The 14,652-nt window shown below is 54.3% G+C and carries 16 protein-coding genes; 8 read left to right on the top strand and 8 right to left on the bottom strand.

Going from position 1 to position 14,652, the window contains the following annotated elements; translation table 11 throughout:
- Nucleotides 1-104: 104 nt before the first annotated feature.
- Complete coding sequence (ymcF, locus tag MKZ79_RS02115; protein ID WP_442897135.1) at nt 105-245, top strand: cold shock small protein YmcF; 141 nt, start codon at nt 105-107, stop codon at nt 243-245.
- Between the two features lie 245 nt (nt 246-490).
- Here the strand turns inward: ymcF and MKZ79_RS02120 are convergent, their stop codons facing one another.
- A complete protein-coding gene (locus MKZ79_RS02120) occupies nt 491-664 on the bottom strand; it encodes a hypothetical protein (protein ID WP_336139776.1) in 174 nt (57 codons plus the stop codon).
- 398 nt (nt 665-1,062) lie between these two features.
- Complete coding sequence (locus MKZ79_RS02125) at nt 1,063-1,665, bottom strand: LexA family transcriptional regulator (RefSeq protein ID WP_336141329.1); 603 nt, start codon at nt 1,663-1,665, stop codon at nt 1,063-1,065.
- 323 nt (nt 1,666-1,988) lie between these two features.
- Here MKZ79_RS02125 and MKZ79_RS02130 point away from each other — a divergent pair, with 323 nt between their 5' ends.
- The 5 genes from MKZ79_RS02130 (at nt 1,989) to MKZ79_RS02150 (ending at nt 6,754) form a co-directional block, all read left to right on the top strand.
- The gene (locus MKZ79_RS02130; RefSeq protein ID WP_336139778.1) at nt 1,989-2,354 is read left to right on the top strand and encodes an antiterminator Q family protein; all 366 of its coding nucleotides are present in this window, start codon (nt 1,989-1,991) and stop codon (nt 2,352-2,354) included.
- A 235-nt stretch (nt 2,355-2,589) separates the two neighbouring features.
- Nucleotides 2,590-3,057, top strand: a complete 468-nt coding sequence (locus MKZ79_RS02135; protein ID WP_336139779.1) for a glycoside hydrolase family protein — start codon at nt 2,590-2,592, stop codon at nt 3,055-3,057.
- The gene (locus MKZ79_RS21225; RefSeq protein WP_442897116.1) at nt 3,054-4,454 is read left to right on the top strand and encodes a DUF7940 domain-containing protein; all 1,401 of its coding nucleotides are present in this window, start codon (nt 3,054-3,056) and stop codon (nt 4,452-4,454) included. Before MKZ79_RS02135 ends, MKZ79_RS21225 begins: the two co-directional genes overlap by 4 nt.
- Complete coding sequence (locus tag MKZ79_RS02145) at nt 4,451-4,750, top strand: hypothetical protein (RefSeq protein ID WP_336139781.1); 300 nt, start codon at nt 4,451-4,453, stop codon at nt 4,748-4,750. The genes MKZ79_RS21225 and MKZ79_RS02145 overlap by 4 nt, the downstream gene beginning before the upstream one ends.
- A 252-nt stretch (nt 4,751-5,002) precedes the next feature.
- Complete coding sequence (locus tag MKZ79_RS02150; RefSeq protein WP_336139787.1) at nt 5,003-6,754, top strand: amylovoran biosynthesis protein AmsF; 1,752 nt, start codon at nt 5,003-5,005, stop codon at nt 6,752-6,754.
- Nucleotides 6,755-6,793: 39 nt separating this feature from the next.
- Here MKZ79_RS02150 and MKZ79_RS02155 read toward each other — a convergent pair whose 3' ends face one another.
- Together MKZ79_RS02155 and MKZ79_RS02160 are read right to left on the bottom strand one after the other, a co-directional pair.
- Nucleotides 6,794-8,173, bottom strand: coding sequence for a GGDEF domain-containing protein (locus tag MKZ79_RS02155; RefSeq protein ID WP_336139789.1), 1,380 nt, complete (start codon nt 8,171-8,173; stop codon nt 6,794-6,796).
- Between the two features lie 397 nt (nt 8,174-8,570).
- Complete coding sequence (locus MKZ79_RS02160; RefSeq protein WP_336139791.1) at nt 8,571-8,894, bottom strand: DUF6388 family protein; 324 nt, start codon at nt 8,892-8,894, stop codon at nt 8,571-8,573.
- Between the two features lie 156 nt (nt 8,895-9,050).
- On the opposite strand from MKZ79_RS02160, the gene yedD reads away from it, so the two are divergent.
- On the top strand, nt 9,051-9,527 hold the full coding sequence (gene yedD / locus MKZ79_RS02165) for a lipoprotein YedD (protein ID WP_336139794.1): 477 nt from the start codon (nt 9,051-9,053) through the stop codon (nt 9,525-9,527).
- Nucleotides 9,528-9,566: 39 nt separating this feature from the next.
- Here yedD and amyA read toward each other — a convergent pair whose 3' ends face one another.
- The 4 genes from amyA to fliD form a co-directional block, all read right to left on the bottom strand.
- Entirely contained in the window at nt 9,567-11,048 is a 1,482-nt protein-coding gene (gene amyA, locus MKZ79_RS02170; protein WP_336139796.1) for an alpha-amylase, read from the bottom strand.
- A gap of 135 nt (nt 11,049-11,183) precedes the next feature.
- Nucleotides 11,184-11,552: a flagella biosynthesis regulatory protein FliT gene (gene fliT / locus MKZ79_RS02175; protein ID WP_336139805.1), complete on the bottom strand. Its 369-nt coding sequence runs from the start codon at nt 11,550-11,552 to the stop codon at nt 11,184-11,186.
- Complete coding sequence (fliS, locus tag MKZ79_RS02180) at nt 11,552-11,959, bottom strand: flagellar export chaperone FliS (protein WP_336139807.1); 408 nt, start codon at nt 11,957-11,959, stop codon at nt 11,552-11,554. The genes fliT and fliS overlap by 1 nt, the downstream gene beginning before the upstream one ends.
- A gap of 16 nt (nt 11,960-11,975) precedes the next feature.
- Nucleotides 11,976-13,424, bottom strand: a complete 1,449-nt coding sequence (gene fliD / locus MKZ79_RS02185; protein ID WP_336139809.1) for a flagellar filament capping protein FliD — start codon at nt 13,422-13,424, stop codon at nt 11,976-11,978.
- 346 nt (nt 13,425-13,770) lie between these two features.
- Between fliD and MKZ79_RS02190 the strand changes: the two genes are divergently transcribed.
- Entirely contained in the window at nt 13,771-14,580 is an 810-nt protein-coding gene (locus tag MKZ79_RS02190; RefSeq protein ID WP_336139811.1) for a flagellin N-terminal helical domain-containing protein, read from the top strand.
- The last annotated feature ends 72 nt before the right edge of the window (nt 14,581-14,652 follow it).

Below are 14,652 nucleotides of genomic sequence, written 5' to 3' on the forward strand. Positions count from 1 at the left end.
GCGGGAGTAGAAAGCGGTTCGGCTGGCTTAAAATTCGACAGTGAAGGGTAAAAATGGTAGAGTAGCTATTCAATTTCGTAATACTAAGGCTATTTATTCCTAATATTAAATTCAGATGTCCGCTATGCCACGGATGTCAGTACCGCTTCTCGTTACACAATATCACGCCAAAAAATCCCCACGGTGCCAACTGCATCTTCTGTAAAGCCACAATGACGGTCAGCTACAAGGCCTTTATCAGCTAGTACCCTCCGCTTTAAATTTTCCCGGCCCGGGAGATTTTCAATAATCGGGCCTGATTTCTGCCGCCTGTTTTACCTGCTGCCCGCAATCCGGGCCCTGACTGTTGCGTCTCGCAACGATCGGGGCCATCGGTAATCTATTCGATCCGCCGCCATCGTCACGCCTGACGGAAAAAAACTTGCCTGGCTGCCAAAAGAAATAATACTGTATATAAAACCAGTATAAATCACAGGGGACAGCCGTTGTGTCACTCACTCACCGCTTTCATTACCCGCAGACTACAGCCTGCCAGCAGTCGGGAAACCCTTCTGGCAAGCTGCTCTTCCTGCGCCAACAGCGCCTGCATTTGGCCGCGACGGGCTTTATAACGGCTTTTGCTGGTACCGCCGGGTCGGGCTTTTTTCCAGATGATAGTGGCCATAAAAAACCTCCGGGAAGAAACAAAATAACAGATTTCCCAGCCACTTAAGCGCGATGACGGGGAATGTTAAGCGTGGAGAACTTATCCACCTTAAAAAACAATAGCCATAGTTATTATTAATATCAATAGGTATTGCATCTATAACTTTTGTTATTGATTTAAGTCGTTGTTTTATATGGTTTAATTATTTTCTTAACGCTTTTTTTACGCATTATTCTGGCGATGTTATTAAAAGCTTTACTAATCTATTCAGTTGAATCAATGCGCCAAAGCCTCTGCGCAGATTAACTGTTGCAGAGGATGGGTTTTCGCGAGGATAAGCTGATGATATCTGTGCTGCACAGAGTGTCTGGAGGGCGTTACAAAGAAACCATTCTGCCGGGGCAGAATGTCAGTACTTATCGCCTTAAATCACGGATTAAAAAGATCGCCACGCCAATCAGTTCTGACTCCTCTGAGAGTTCAACGGCGGGCAATCGGGGGTCGTCAACGGTCAAAAAACCATTGGAGGGGCCTTCCAGATAGCGATAAACCGAGATGCGTGAACTCACCCTGGCCATCACCAAATCTCCAGATTCAGGTGGTACGTCGGTATCGACAATAACGATGCTGCCGGCAGTGGCTTCTGCGCAGCCGCTGTTCCTGTCAAGAATATAGGCGCGCCAGGTTCTCTTCGCCCTTACTCCATTGGGCGCAGAGACTATTTCCCCTGTTTTACCTTCCGGTCCCCAGACCGGAATTGTCGATCCACTTTTAACTTTTTCAATGGCGCTTAGCGCCGCGTTGCCGCGCATCTCTCCTTCGCCGCTGGCCAGCCATTGCACATTAACATCCAGAGCCCTGGCGATATCGACCAGTTTGCGCGACCCTTCGGCCTCGCCTTTGGTCAGGCGCCAGATTGTAGGTTGTGATACGCCCGATGCTTTAGCTAAAGCACCCTGGGTGATTCCCATCATGGACATTGCCATGTTCAGTCGGTAGGCGAGTGTATTCGGTTTCATATACCAGAATTTATAGCGACGCGTATTTTTCGTCAAACACGCTTTGCTATTGGCAGGTTTAATAACCTATGCTATTAATTAAGGTGTGTTGATACTAAAACGGATAAAACTTCTTCCTGGAAGCTATCGATTTCAGCACACCCGCTCTTTGACAATCAGGCCGTCCAGCCTAACCGCTGGCAACCCTTTTGACCCAGGGAAAACAAGCGAAGCGGCAGAGCCGCACGCAAAAAATAGTACCGTTTTGAAATTAGCAGCTGTCAGGGAAAAGTGCTGAAAACTTCACTTTTTCTTCTGCTTTATTCATGCTGAAGGGGGTCAAAATGCGAGATATGAAAACTTTGCTGGAAAAATGGGGCGGCTGGGCGGCGACGGAACAGAGCGGCGTAAGCTATTCGCACATCGCCGCCGGTTTTCGCGGCCTGATTACGGCCGCGCCGGCCAACCGTCCTGTATGTAGCGATAACGACGGCCTGATTCTGGATAGCTGTATCAGCCGGCTCAGAATCAATCATCCTGACGAACACGCGCTGCTGGTCGCTCACTATCACTATCGTATTTCACTGCGTTCTATTGCGCGCCGACGTCGCTGCGCCGACGGCACTATCCGCAAACAGCTGCAGACTGCCGAAGGGTTTGTCGAGGGAGTGCTGAGCGCGCTGGAAGTCGAACTGGAATGCGAAAAATAATTCGCCGGACGTCCGCCTCCTAACTCTCTTATTTTCATTAAAAAAAACCAATAACGTTAAATACATTTCATCGATAAGAAGAATTTTCCAGAAAAAATTGGTTGCGTACGCGATTTCGGTTCTAATGTGTTAGAAAGGCAATTTGAAACGCCTGCTAAATTATAAAATTTCATTTTCACCGGGGAAGTGTCCTTATCCATTCCGCCACGGCGGCTATTTTATGAAGGGGTGAAAAATGAGCAAGATAATTCAAATTCTGGCCTATGAAGAAGGTTATAAAGAAAAACCTTATATTGACACGGAAGGTTATCCAACGGTTGGCTGCGGTATTCTTATCGGCCCTAAAGATGCATCGATAAAAAATTATACTTTTACCGTTCCCCGCGAAGTGGGCGATATATGGATGCAAAAAATCATCAACGAAAAAATAAAGGAAATGAATAACAGGCCGGTATTAGTGGCGGCATTGAAACAGTGCAACGATGCCCGTGCCGATGTGCTTTACAGCATGGCCTACCAGTTAGGCATCGACGGGCTGGCCGCTTTCAAAAATACGCTTCAGATGATTGCCACCCAAAATTTTGCGGGCGCGGCGGAAGGCCTGTTGAGCAGCCTCTGGGCGAAGCAGACGCCCGCCAGAGCGAAGCGTCACGCGGAGGCGATGCGCAGCGGCACTTACGATGCGTGGCAGGGGGTTATATGAAATTTATTCTCTTTATCCTTGCTGTGCTGGCGATCGCGCTGATCGTCTGGCGCAGCAGCAGAAAGGGCACAATCGAGCTGGTGGCTCATGCCCGGCTGCTGTTTAAAGCCTGGTCGGTGTGGCTGGCTTCGGCTGGCTCGGCGATTGGCGCCTGGGTTCAGGCTTTTCCTGATTCCGCCACCAGCGCCTGGAGCGGCCTGCCAGAAGATGTGAAGACGGTGATTCCGCAGCACTTTTTGGGTTTTCTGGCTTCTTTTATGGTGGCGATGGCGGTGATCGCCCAGTTTATTCGCCAGAAAAAGTTAGCGGCGGCGAAAGAAATGCTGGCAGCGACCCCAACGGCAGCGCCGACGGCTTCATCAATGGTGGCTCCAACGGCGGCGCCGACGGCTTCACCCATGGCAACGACGACAACAGCGCCTGCGGCTTCATCAACCACGACCACAGCGGCAGCGCCTGCGGCGCCAGCCTTAGCCTCAGTGCCAACAGCGGCAGCCGTTGGGCTAACGCTGGCGTCATCTTCTGAACCCAAACCAGCGAGTGTCGCAGCGCCGTCGCCCGCAATTTCACTGGTAACAACGGAGCAAACCACTATGTCTGATAAAACCAATACTTCACCCTTAACATCAGCCGAAACCGTCTCACCAGCGGTATCGATAGTGACCTCAGAGCAGACGGCAGTGGCGGGCAGGCCGAGAGAGGTAGATGTTGCCACGGCGCCCGCATCGCCAATGGTTTCAATAGTCACCTCGGAACAAACGTCGGCGGCGGGCAGGCCAAGGGCGCCGGCAACGTCAGAAACAGCGGCGGAGGACACCGGCTCTTCCGCGACTACCTCGCAGACGGAAGCGACAGACGAGTCGGCTGAATCATCTGCCCCAGAGCCCATGGAACCTACCAATGGCGTATCACCGGCGGTATCAATAGTGACCTCAGAGCAAACGGCGTCGGCTGGCAGGCCAGCGGTGGATACGCCCGCTACGGTAGATGTGCCTCCCGCTGCGACAGACGCAACGCCTGCTGCGGCAGATACGCCGTCCGCTGCTACAGATGCGCCGTCCGCTGCGGCAGACTCAACGCCTGCTGCGACAGATACACCGTCCGCTGCGACAGACGCAACGCCTGCTGCGACTGACACACCAACCGCTGCGGCAGAGACACCGCCCGCTACGGCAGATGTGCCTCCCGCTGCGACAGACGCAACGCCTGCTGCGGCAGATACACCGCCCGCTACGGCAGATGTGCCGCCCGCTGCGACAGACGCAACGCCTGCTGCGACAGATACATCGCCTGCTAAGACAGACGTAACGCCCACGGCGGCAGATGCGGCGCCCACTTCGGCAGATGTGCCGCCCGCTCCAGGAGATGCACCGCCCGCCGCAGGAGAGAAAAAATGACCGCTTTCCTCTCTTTATTTAACGGAAGCTGGCACCTGCTGGCCGGGATTGGCGTGGTTATCGCGGCCATCGTGGCCAGCTGGTTCGGCGGCAAAAAAACCGGCAAGGTGCAGCAAAAGGCGAAGGCGGACGTGCAGGCCGCTAAAGTCGAAAGCGCGCAGATATCCGCCGTCGCCGAAAAACAGGCAAAAAACAGCGAGGAAGCCAGAAATGTTCAGGCCGTTAATAATGCTCTTAATGATGATGACGCTCGTCGCAAGCTGCGCGAGTCGCAATTCAACGACAAACAGCCCTAAACTCATTGTCGATTCGTCCTGCACTTTATTTTCGCCAATCAGGACCTATGGGCAAGACTGGAAATTAATGGACATCAGGACAGTAAAGGAAATTAATGTGCACAACGATATGTGGAATAAAGTGTGCGCCAAATAAACAGGAAATAACCGTCCTTCAGGAAGAGTTCGACGGATAATAATAAAGGCTAAACGTTCAACTATTAATTATTCACTACAGACAATTTGCACCTGCTTATTGTCGCGGAGGTTATTATGATTGAAGTTAACTCTTTTGCTGAACTGAGAACGACCACGCCATCTAAAACCGGCGAGCTGGCTATTCTGCGTCGTTATTATAATAATGATAACTACTATCGCGGCGGCGGTAATTTCGTGGGTTATGTTACTACCTCTTTGCCAGCGGATAATGGCGGTACGCTGGCGGTCGGCAACGGGTTTTACTGGCGCCGCGTAGTGGACGATCCGGATGAGGTGAACCTGTTTCATTTTGGCGCTCGCGGCGATGGCGCGAACGACGACACTACGCCGGTAAAAAATATGCTGACCTGGGCGCAGACCTATAACACCAGCATGCGTGATATCGCTGTACGCTTCCCGGCGGGTAATTTTTTGGTCAAGCCAATCGATATTTCAGCAAACGAGACGGCGTTTTTCTATATCTACGGGGACCACAACCCGCACGGCGCCATCCCGCGTACCACCATTCTTTCCGACAAATCGTCTTCGCCGGTGTTCAAGGTTAAATCGCGCCGCGTCACTATCGAAGGTATCTGCTGGAATGGTCAAACGTCTGCGGATGTTAAAACCAACACGGGGGCGATTACGGCGGAGATGTGTTCCAACACGCAGCCGTTCTTTGAAAACACCATCGTGGCGGGCGAATCAGTACTGATTGACGGCTTCCGCGCGCAGAACTGCGGCGGTACGGTAATCAAGCTGCTGGATACGCTGGATACCAAGTTCAACCAGATCTACACCACCACTACCTACGGCAGGATTTTCGACGTCAACTACTCCGGCACGGCGGCGGGTTCCTGGGACCACTCGACGGCGATCGAGCTGACCAATGCGAACTTCCAGTACAGCTATGCGGACGCCGCACTATGGATGCCGCGCGTAACTCAGGGCCTGATCTACAACGTCTGGATCGAGCACAGCCGCTTCCCCGGCAACCTGCGCGACGGCCAGTGGATTGTGGATGCGCTGAGCGTCGAAGATTGCCCCAACAAGCTGGATATGACCAACAGCCGCGTGCAGATGCGCCAGCTTAACCTGCAAAGCGGCAGCGCGCTGGATCTGAGCTTCGACGATAAAAGCCGCTGGCTTTCCGCTTTTGAGTACGGCTGGCGTCGCGATGAGAACTACGGTATCTCGCTGAACGGTTCAATTCGTCCCGGCTGGTACTCCGGTTATCGGGTCACCAACAATACCAGCGCTGACAAGTGGTTCAATCTGGGATTGATTAACTTCCCTAAAGATAACCTGCAGTGGATTTTCGAGATTATCGGCAAGCTGAGCACGGAAGCACTGGACAAAACTTTAGGCAATCCGACCACCTCGACCAACTCCTGTCTGACATGGCTGAATATCTCACGCTGCTGGAACGGCATCTATGGCGATATACAGCATAAGGGGCTGCCGTCCGTACTGGATGCCAAAATCAACCGCGTCGGGATGACCGTGGCGGAGGTTTTCATCAAGGTGAAAGCCAACAGCGGCGATACTTCGTTCAGCCTGCGGGCGACCGGCCCAAGCCGCTTTGATTCCGGCGAATGCTGCTACTACCGGCCAAGCCTGGTGGAGGTGACCGATCCTAACCTGGTCGGCACCACGGCGGTTAACGCCAGGATGAGCCTGCATAACGGACTGGCAGGCGTAGGCGCCAATGAAAAAGGAGTGCTGACGATAGCTACCACTACCGCTACAGCACCTTCGACCACGACAGCCGCAGGCTATGTCACGGTCAATATTAACGGCACAGACCGTAAAATTGCTTACTATTAGCCGATAAGGCTTTGGCCGCCAGCAATGGCGGCCTTTTTTTTACAGCACAAATTCCGGAAAGACCCGATTCCTGCCGCCGCTTTTGGCCAGATAGAGCTGCTTATCGGCGCTCTTAATCGACTCATCCAGGCTTTTGGCGTCCACCAGCTTCAGCGTGCTGATGCCGATGCTGACCGTTACGCTCAGATCCTCATCGTTCAGAATAATGGTGTGCTGCTCAATGCTCTGACGCAGACGATTGGCGAGCAGAAAAGCGCGTGTCGCCGAAACGCCCTCAATCAAAATCAAAAACTCCTCGCCGCCCATCCGGCTGATAATCGCCGTCTGCTGCAGCGTCTGGCGAATGCGCTCGACGGTTTGCGCCAGCACATAATCTCCCGCCGCATGACCAAAGGTATCGTTGATATTTTTAAAGCGATCGATATCCACTAAAAAAGCCGCGCCGTTAAAATCTTGATCCCGACGGGCGCCCAGGGTGTCAAGCCTGGCCGCCAGGCCGCTGCGCGTCAGCGCGCCGGTCAGCAGATCGTAATCGGCCCTGCGGGTAATGCGCGCTACCAGCTTTTTATTGGCGGTGGCGCTGAGCGCGACGATCAGCGGACTGATGGTCATCGCCGCCACGCCGAGCCGCGCCGAAGCCAGGCTGTCGATCAGAAAGAAATCATCTCTGCCCTGGATGTTCAGCACGTTGCTGGCGACCAGAATAATTTCCGTGATGCCGGTCATCATCGTCAGCAGGCAGGTGATAAAGAGCGGATAGCTCACCGCGCACCACATCAGCGCCGGCAGCGGGAAAATCAGGCTGCCGCCGCCGCCCACGTAAATGCCCATCACGCCCGAAACCAGCAGCGAAATCAGCGGCAGCGGCGAGGCAGAGCGAATATCCCTGAGCAGTTCGTTCAGCTCGTCGCGGCGGGGCAGCGTAATCACCAACGGCAGCAGCAGAATAGAGGTGGAAACCTGCTCGCAGAACCAGGAGATCCAGCCTTTTACCAGGTCGTCATGGAAATAGTGCTGGCTGGCGACCGAGCCGATCACCGCACAGACCGCCGCGCCTACCACCGAAGCGGGAAAAACGCGATTCAGCGCCTGCAGACGGCGTGCGGAGCTGTCGCCGCTCAGCAGGACGCCGAGCCCCGTCACGATAAAGGAGAGATTGGCCGCGTCCATGCCGATTGAAGGCGCGACCGCGGTGCCGAAGGCGATATCCGCCGTGACCAGGGCGACGTAGACGGCAGGAAAAGTCAGCGCCGAACTGAACTGGGGAAAACGCACCAGCAGCCCCAGCAGGATCGCGTTGCAGGGCCAGAAAAGAGAGAGCGCGGCGGTGGTGCGGCAGTAAAGCCCCAGCATCGTCATACAGAGCGTGATAAAAAATAGCAGAATAACCAGATTGATTTTATATTTACTTAGCGGCATTTCTTTGGCTCAAATTTTATTCAAGGCAATACCCTGAGCCGCGCACGAACGTTGTCACGACGGCCGACTTTCTAACTTCATGATTCAGTTGTTTAAAAAATGAGTCATCCCTGACAGGCGGCGGCATAATAACCCCTGGAAAAAGAGGGAGTACGCCGGAAAGCGCGTAAAGAATATCCCTGCGATTATCTAATTTCAATCGTCTGGTGAAATAATAAACCCGGCCTGATTTTCTATAGGACAGAAGGTTTAACGCTATATATAACGCAAAAAATTTCTCTTTACGCGCTATTATGCGCTGCCTCTATTTGTTTAAGAGCATTCCCACTTTGAGCGGTACTAAAACAGCCTCTCCGGCGCGGGTAAAAAGGCGCCGGATAAGGCAAATGGCGGGCGATTAAAGCTCGTTTTTGATACAGAATTCTTCCCAGCTCATGCCCAGCGCTTCAGCGTGCTGGCGCAGGTAGGCTTCGATAGCCTGGGCGGCCACTTCTTTATCCGGTTCGGCGAGCTGAATGGCGAACAGCATCCCGTCGAGCTTTTTCTCTCGGGTATAGGCGGCCCAGGCGCGATCGGTCTGCAGCCGCTGTAAAGCGGGCAGGGTCATGCCCAGCGAATCCGCGTCCTGCTGGCTCAGCGCGGCGATGCCGCTTTTGATTTCCGGGTACGCCTCCAGAAAAAGTGCGGTAGCGGTGGCGTAATACTCTTCTATGGTTTTCATAACGGGGATCCGGCAAAAAATGAGGCGCTAAGTTTACACTTCCATCGCCTTTTCGGCATCTGCTGATGAAAAGCGCGCGGGCAGGGCGAGACTGCTTGAATTGTACGGGTAAAAGATTATAACGTAGCGCCTGGTTGACGAGTCAGGAACTGAAAAATGAAAAAGTGGATTTTAACGGTCGCCGCCGTAGCGCTGGCCGGCTGCGCGCAAATACCTAACTACCAGAGCGCGATTAAGACGCCGCCGCCTGCCGACCTGGTCGGTAACTGGCAAACCTTTGGGCCGCAGAAAGGGCTGGTCAGCAAAGAGGCGACGGCCAGCCTGATTATCAGCGCGGCTGGCGACACGCTGGACTGCCGTCAGTGGCAGCGCGTGATCGCTAAACCGGGCAAAGTCACACAGTTTTCCGGCGACTGGGTCAACGTGAATAATGAAGTGCGGGTGATGCCGCTGGAGCTGAAAGGGCGCGAGCTGCATTACGACAAGCTGGTGCTGCAGAGAGTTCCGCAGCCGACCGCGGAGTGTCAGGAAGCGTTAAAGCATGTTAACGACCGGGCGCAGGCAGAAAAAGCCGCCAAAACCACAGGCGGCAAATCGCACCATAAAGTCATGATGAAAAACGGCAAATCCTGATTGTCTGCCGGTTACGCGGCCTCTTCGCTGCGCGCGTGTTTAGTCAGCCAGCACCCAGACGCTGACGCTGCCCGCGTTGCAGAAGAAGGTCGCGTTGCCCTCCTCATCGGACGTTACCTGCTCCTCACGATGCCCCAGATAGTCCCGCCAGCTTTTTCCGGCAAAATCCTCGCCCAGCGGCAGCGTCTTTTCGCCTTGCTCCCCGTTTGACATGATCACCACGCAGCCCGCGTGTTCATCTGTGCCGCTGCGCGCAAAAGCCACGCAGTTAGCGTGATCGAACCATTCAGTCTGAATGCCGTGCGCAAACTCCTGACGCGCGCGCAGCAGCGCTTCCAGCTCCGGGATAACAGGCATATCGATCTGATACTCTTCGCCGTCGCCGCCTTCATCCTTGTAGCTGGCGCCGAACAGGTCGGGATAAAACACGGCGGGCACGCCCTGTTCGCGCAACAGGATTAGCGCGTAGGCCAGCGGTTTAAACCAGGGTTCTACCGGCGCTTCCAGCGACTGCAGCGGCTGCGTGTCGTGGTTGGCGACAATAGTTACAGCATGCCAGTGATCGTGTTCAACCAGCGTGCCGCTGAAAATCTGGCTGAGATCGAAGTTGGCGCCCTCGCGCGAGGCGTTGTGGAATTTCATCTGCAGCGGCGCGTCGAACAGCATGGTTTTGCCTTCCACGTGGTGGATATAGTTTTGCAGCTTCTCCACCTCGTGCGACCAGTATTCCGCCACGATAAACATCGGCTGTTCCGCCACTTCCTGAATATGATCGATCCACTGCTTATAGAACCAGGCGGGAATATGTTTCACCGCATCCAGACGAAAGCCGGTGCAGGGAAGCTGCTGCATCATCCAGCGCGCCCAGAACTTCAGCTCTTCGGTAACGGCGTGATTGCGGAAGTCGATATTGGCGCCCATCAGGTAGTCGAAATTGCCCAGCTCGTCGTCGACCTGTTCGTTCCAGCCGTCGCCGGTATAGTCATTGACGATCTTAAAGACGCCGTACTCTTCCGGATTATCGATGCAGTCCACGCCGTTAAAGCATTTATAGTCCCAGATGAATTTCGAGTGCTGGCCGGCGCGGCCCGGAAAGGTAAAGCGCGTCCAGGCTTCCGCCTCGATGACTTCGTCATCAATCTCTTCGCGGTTTTCGGGATTGACGCGATTAACCTGCACCTTCTCTTTTTCGTCGGCGCCCATTTTGTGGTTGAACACCACATCCATAATCACGCCGATCTCGTGCGATCGCAGCGCGTTAGCGGCGGCAATCAGCTGCTCTTTATCGCCATATTTGGTGGCGCGGCTGCCTTTCTGTTCGAATTCCCCAAGGTCAAAAAGATCGTAAGTGGCGTAGCCCACGCCCGTGCCGCCTTCGGAACTTTTATAAGCGGGCGGCAGCCAGACATCGGTGATCCCAGCCTGCGCCAGCCATTCGGCACGCTCAGCCACTTCCGGCCACAGCCTGCTTCCGTCAGGGTAATACCAGTGAAAGAACTGCAATAGTGTGGGATTACGCATGCCATTTTTCCATTAATCGTCAGTGGGAACCTGAAGTATGGAAGAGGCGGCGGGAAAAGCTCGGGGTAAGCGCAGAAATATTTCACGCTTCGCTTACCCACGAAAAGCGGGCCGGTTTAGCGGCCGCGAGAGCGGTTAAACGCTCTGGGAGTTTTGCGGAAAAAGAATGACGCCTGACATGCCGCCGTAGGTTTTATTGACGCTCTTTTGACGGCCGGTCTGGCTAATCAGCAGCGAAAGCTCCGCCTTGCGCGCCTGCAGCAGGCTGGTTACTTCCGCTTCGTTGTCGAGAATATGGCGCAGCACGGGACGCAGCTGCTCCTGTGTCTGAGCCGGCACCGGCGTTTGCTGCGTACAGGCCGCCAGTTTGCTCACCGCACTGACATAGTCGGCTTCCATTTCGATCAATCTATCCCAGTCGCCCTCTGTTGCCAGACGCAACATTGACTGGCTGAGCACGAGTAGCTGTTGGTAAATCGACATCAGATGCGGTGCGATATTCATTAAACGGCGTCCTGAAAAACAGCGGTGGCGGTAACCTCTTTCCAGGCATCGGCAATATTGCGCAGCAGCTCTTCAACTTCCTGAACGGCGGCGACATCATTCTGCAGATTACCCTGAAGAAGGCGTCTGATCATATAGTCATAAAGGGCGAGCAGGTTATCGGCCAGTTCATCGCCGCTTTCATTCACCAGCCCGACCTTCAGACCATTTTCAATAATATTGATGGCTTTAGAGATGGCGTTGCCTTTGCCCTCGATCTGACCATCCTGCATAAACAGCCGTGCGCGAACCAGGGCGCTGAGCGCCCCGTCGAACAACAGCGTGGTCAGCTGCTGCTGGCTTGCGCCTAACACGCTGCTTTCCAGGCCTACCTTGCGGTAGAGCTGCGCTCCTGAATCTTTATACATATCGTCCCCGGCTTAGTTAGCTGGATGAAGAAGATGATGATGAGAACTGCGACGTCAGATAAGAGGCGGTATTGGTCAGCGAGTTTATGAGCGTACTCAGGTTCGTAAACTGCGTTTTATACCGGGCCATCGTCGCGTCAATCGAGTCGCTCATCTTGTCGTAGTTGTCGCTCAACGTTTTTAACGTGGTGTTAATGCCGTCCTGGGCGTTTTTGATAATCCCTTCTTTACCTACCGTGGTGCTCAACATCGCGGTCAGGGTGCTGTCCAGCTGGGTAGCGAAGCCGGTTTTGCTGCCGTCGCCGATAAAGAACTGGCTGACGGCCTGCGGGTTATTGGTCAGCGCGGCGGTGAGTTTGGTATCGTCCACGGTCAGCGCGCCGGTAGAGCCGTCGCTTTGCGTTGAGGGATCGATAGTTACGCCCAGCTGCGCAAGGATAGAGTAGGAACCGCTCTGCACCGAAGTCAGAATCGAGTTCATGCTGTTTTCGACCGAACGCACCACGCTGTCACCCAGCAGCGCGCCGTTGCTGCTCGACTGCGAAGCGCCTGCTGCAACTGAGGTATATTTCGTCACCGAGGCGATAGTCGACTTCAGCGAGTTGTAGGCCGTTACGAAAGCGTTGATGGTCTTTTTGGTGTCATCGATAGAGCGTGAAACGCTCAGGGTTTCGCCGGACGCATCGGTGCTGGCTGACTTCAGGTTCAGCGTCACGCCGGTCAGCGCGTCGCTGATGGTGTTGCTGCTGCGCTCGATCGCCACGCCGTTGATGCTGAGTTTGGCGTTCTGCGAAGCGGTCTGCACCGTCATATTCTGCGTGCCGGTTGCGCTGGCGTCATAACCAATGGCGCTCTGCAACGTGTCGTCGCCGGTTACGCTGATGGTCATATCGCTGTCGGTGCCGGTGGTTTTCGAGCTGAGCATCAGGCGATAGTCGCCGCTGCTGGCCTTGATAATGCTGGCGCTGACGTTGCCGGCGCTTTTATTGATGGCGTCGGCGATGCCAGTCAGCGACGTCTGGCTGTCGGTAAGCGTCAGCGTCAGCGGCGTCGACGTGCCTGGCTGCGTGATGGTCAGGGTACGGCTGCCGCCCGTGGTCGCGCCCAGCTGCGAGCTGTTGCTGCTGAACGAGCCAGAGATCAGCGTCTGTGCTTTCGCGATCTGATCGACATCGACGCTGTAGTCGCCGGTAGAGGCGGTCGCATCGGTGGTCGCGGTAAAAGAAGTATTGGTGCTGGTCACCGCCGTCGCGCTGAACGCGGTGGACTTGGTTAGCGCCGCCGCAGCCGTTTCCAGCGCCGCCATAGAACTCTGCAGCTTGCTGTAGGAGCTAAGCTTGGAATTATAGGTCGTCTGCTGACTGGTAATAGTAGTCAGCTTGGTCTTCTCAGCGGTTTCTAAGTTGGTGTAAAGCGAATCCAGGTCGAGGCTGGTACCAGCGCCAAGCGAGCTTACACTTGCCATAGGGAGTCCTTAAAGAATGAGATATGTACAAAACACATATCGGCCGCAGAGAAGGAAAGTTTACGCCGGGCGAAAATTTTTAATGGGCAGAATAAGAGGGATAACCGCGGGCAATTAGCCAGATCGTTTTTTCCGTTTCTCATTATTATGGCTACAGTTGCAGGAGAGGACTCAGGAAGCCGACAGCGTCAGCGAGCTCAGCGGATGATGACGATGGATTTACGGGTTTTGCACTTTTTTTCTAAAGTTCAGATTAACCCATCCGATAACTTCAGTAACGGTGACAGACGCCGTGAGCGTGAAATGCTCAGCCTTATAAAACTTACTGATTTTGAAGGAAACTATTATGTCCGTTATCAACACTAACATCATGTCACTGACTACTCAGAACAACCTGAACAAATCACAGGCTTCTCTGAGCACCGCTATCGAGCGTCTTTCTTCCGGTCTGCGTATCAACAGCGCTAAAGACGACGCAGCGGGTGAAGCTATTGCTAACCGCATGAACTCTCAGATCAAAGGTCTGACTCAGGCGGCACGTAACGCTAACGACGGTATCTCTCTGACCCAGACGGCTGAAGGCTCTCTGAACGAGATGAACACCAACCTGCAGCGTATCCGTGAACTGACCGTGCAGGCGAAAAACGGCACCAACAGCGCTGACGACATCGACTCTATCCAGAAAGAAGTTGACGCTCGCCTGTCTGAAATCAACCGTATCGGTAAAGCTTCTACCTTCAACGGCACGGCGATTTTCGACACTACCGGCAGCGTAAAAATTCAGGTTGGCGCTAACGACGCGACCGACGCTAACGTTATCAGCATCGACCTGTCAGGCGCTGGCTTCCAGACTACTGGCCTGGGCGCGACTTTCGACGTGACCGGCGGCGACCTGTCTGACCTGGACGCGCGTATCAAGAACGTCGATACCGCACGTAGCGGCCTGGGTGCGATTCAGAACCGTTTCGAATCTACCATCAACAACCTGAACACCTCTGTGACCAACCTGACCGCGTCACAGTCCCGTATCCAGGATGCTGATTACGCAACTGAAGTTTCCAACATGTCGAAGGCGCAGATCCTTCAGCAGGCAGGTACCTCTGTGCTGTCAAAAGCCAACCAGGTTCCACAGGGCGTTCTGTCTCTGCTGCAGTAATCCCGCACGACACGTTTCGTCGACCCGGCTACGGCCGGGTTTTTTCTGTCTTGCCCACATAAGATGGCGCGG

Source organism: Erwinia sp. CGal63 (genome assembly GCF_037026505.1).
GTDB lineage: Bacteria > Pseudomonadota > Gammaproteobacteria > Enterobacterales > Enterobacteriaceae > Erwinia.

Excerpts from the sequence above, each read along its gene's own strand:
- MKZ79_RS02190 (WP_336139811.1), top strand. The coding sequence starts at position 13,771 with ATGTCCGTTATCAACACTAACATCATGTCACTGACTACTCAGAACAAC.
- MKZ79_RS02120 (WP_336139776.1), bottom strand. The coding sequence starts at position 664 with ATGGCCACTATCATCTGGAAAAAAGCCCGACCCGGCGGTACCAGCAAA.
- MKZ79_RS02135 (WP_336139779.1), top strand. The coding sequence starts at position 2,590 with ATGAGCAAGATAATTCAAATTCTGGCCTATGAAGAAGGTTATAAAGAA.
- MKZ79_RS02150 (WP_336139787.1), top strand. The coding sequence starts at position 5,003 with ATGATTGAAGTTAACTCTTTTGCTGAACTGAGAACGACCACGCCATCT.
- MKZ79_RS02125 (WP_336141329.1), bottom strand. The coding sequence starts at position 1,665 with ATGAAACCGAATACACTCGCCTACCGACTGAACATGGCAATGTCCATG.
- fliS (WP_336139807.1), bottom strand. The coding sequence starts at position 11,959 with ATGTATAAAGATTCAGGAGCGCAGCTCTACCGCAAGGTAGGCCTGGAA.
- MKZ79_RS02155 (WP_336139789.1), bottom strand. The coding sequence starts at position 8,173 with ATGCCGCTAAGTAAATATAAAATCAATCTGGTTATTCTGCTATTTTTT.
- MKZ79_RS02145 (WP_336139781.1), top strand. The coding sequence starts at position 4,451 with ATGACCGCTTTCCTCTCTTTATTTAACGGAAGCTGGCACCTGCTGGCC.
- yedD (WP_336139794.1), top strand. The coding sequence starts at position 9,051 with ATGAAAAAGTGGATTTTAACGGTCGCCGCCGTAGCGCTGGCCGGCTGC.
- amyA (WP_336139796.1), bottom strand. The coding sequence starts at position 11,048 with ATGCGTAATCCCACACTATTGCAGTTCTTTCACTGGTATTACCCTGAC.
- MKZ79_RS02130 (WP_336139778.1), top strand. The coding sequence starts at position 1,989 with ATGCGAGATATGAAAACTTTGCTGGAAAAATGGGGCGGCTGGGCGGCG.
- fliT (WP_336139805.1), bottom strand. The coding sequence starts at position 11,552 with ATGAATATCGCACCGCATCTGATGTCGATTTACCAACAGCTACTCGTG.
- MKZ79_RS02160 (WP_336139791.1), bottom strand. The coding sequence starts at position 8,894 with ATGAAAACCATAGAAGAGTATTACGCCACCGCTACCGCACTTTTTCTG.
- fliD (WP_336139809.1), bottom strand. The coding sequence starts at position 13,424 with ATGGCAAGTGTAAGCTCGCTTGGCGCTGGTACCAGCCTCGACCTGGAT.
- MKZ79_RS21225 (WP_442897116.1), top strand. The coding sequence starts at position 3,054 with ATGAAATTTATTCTCTTTATCCTTGCTGTGCTGGCGATCGCGCTGATC.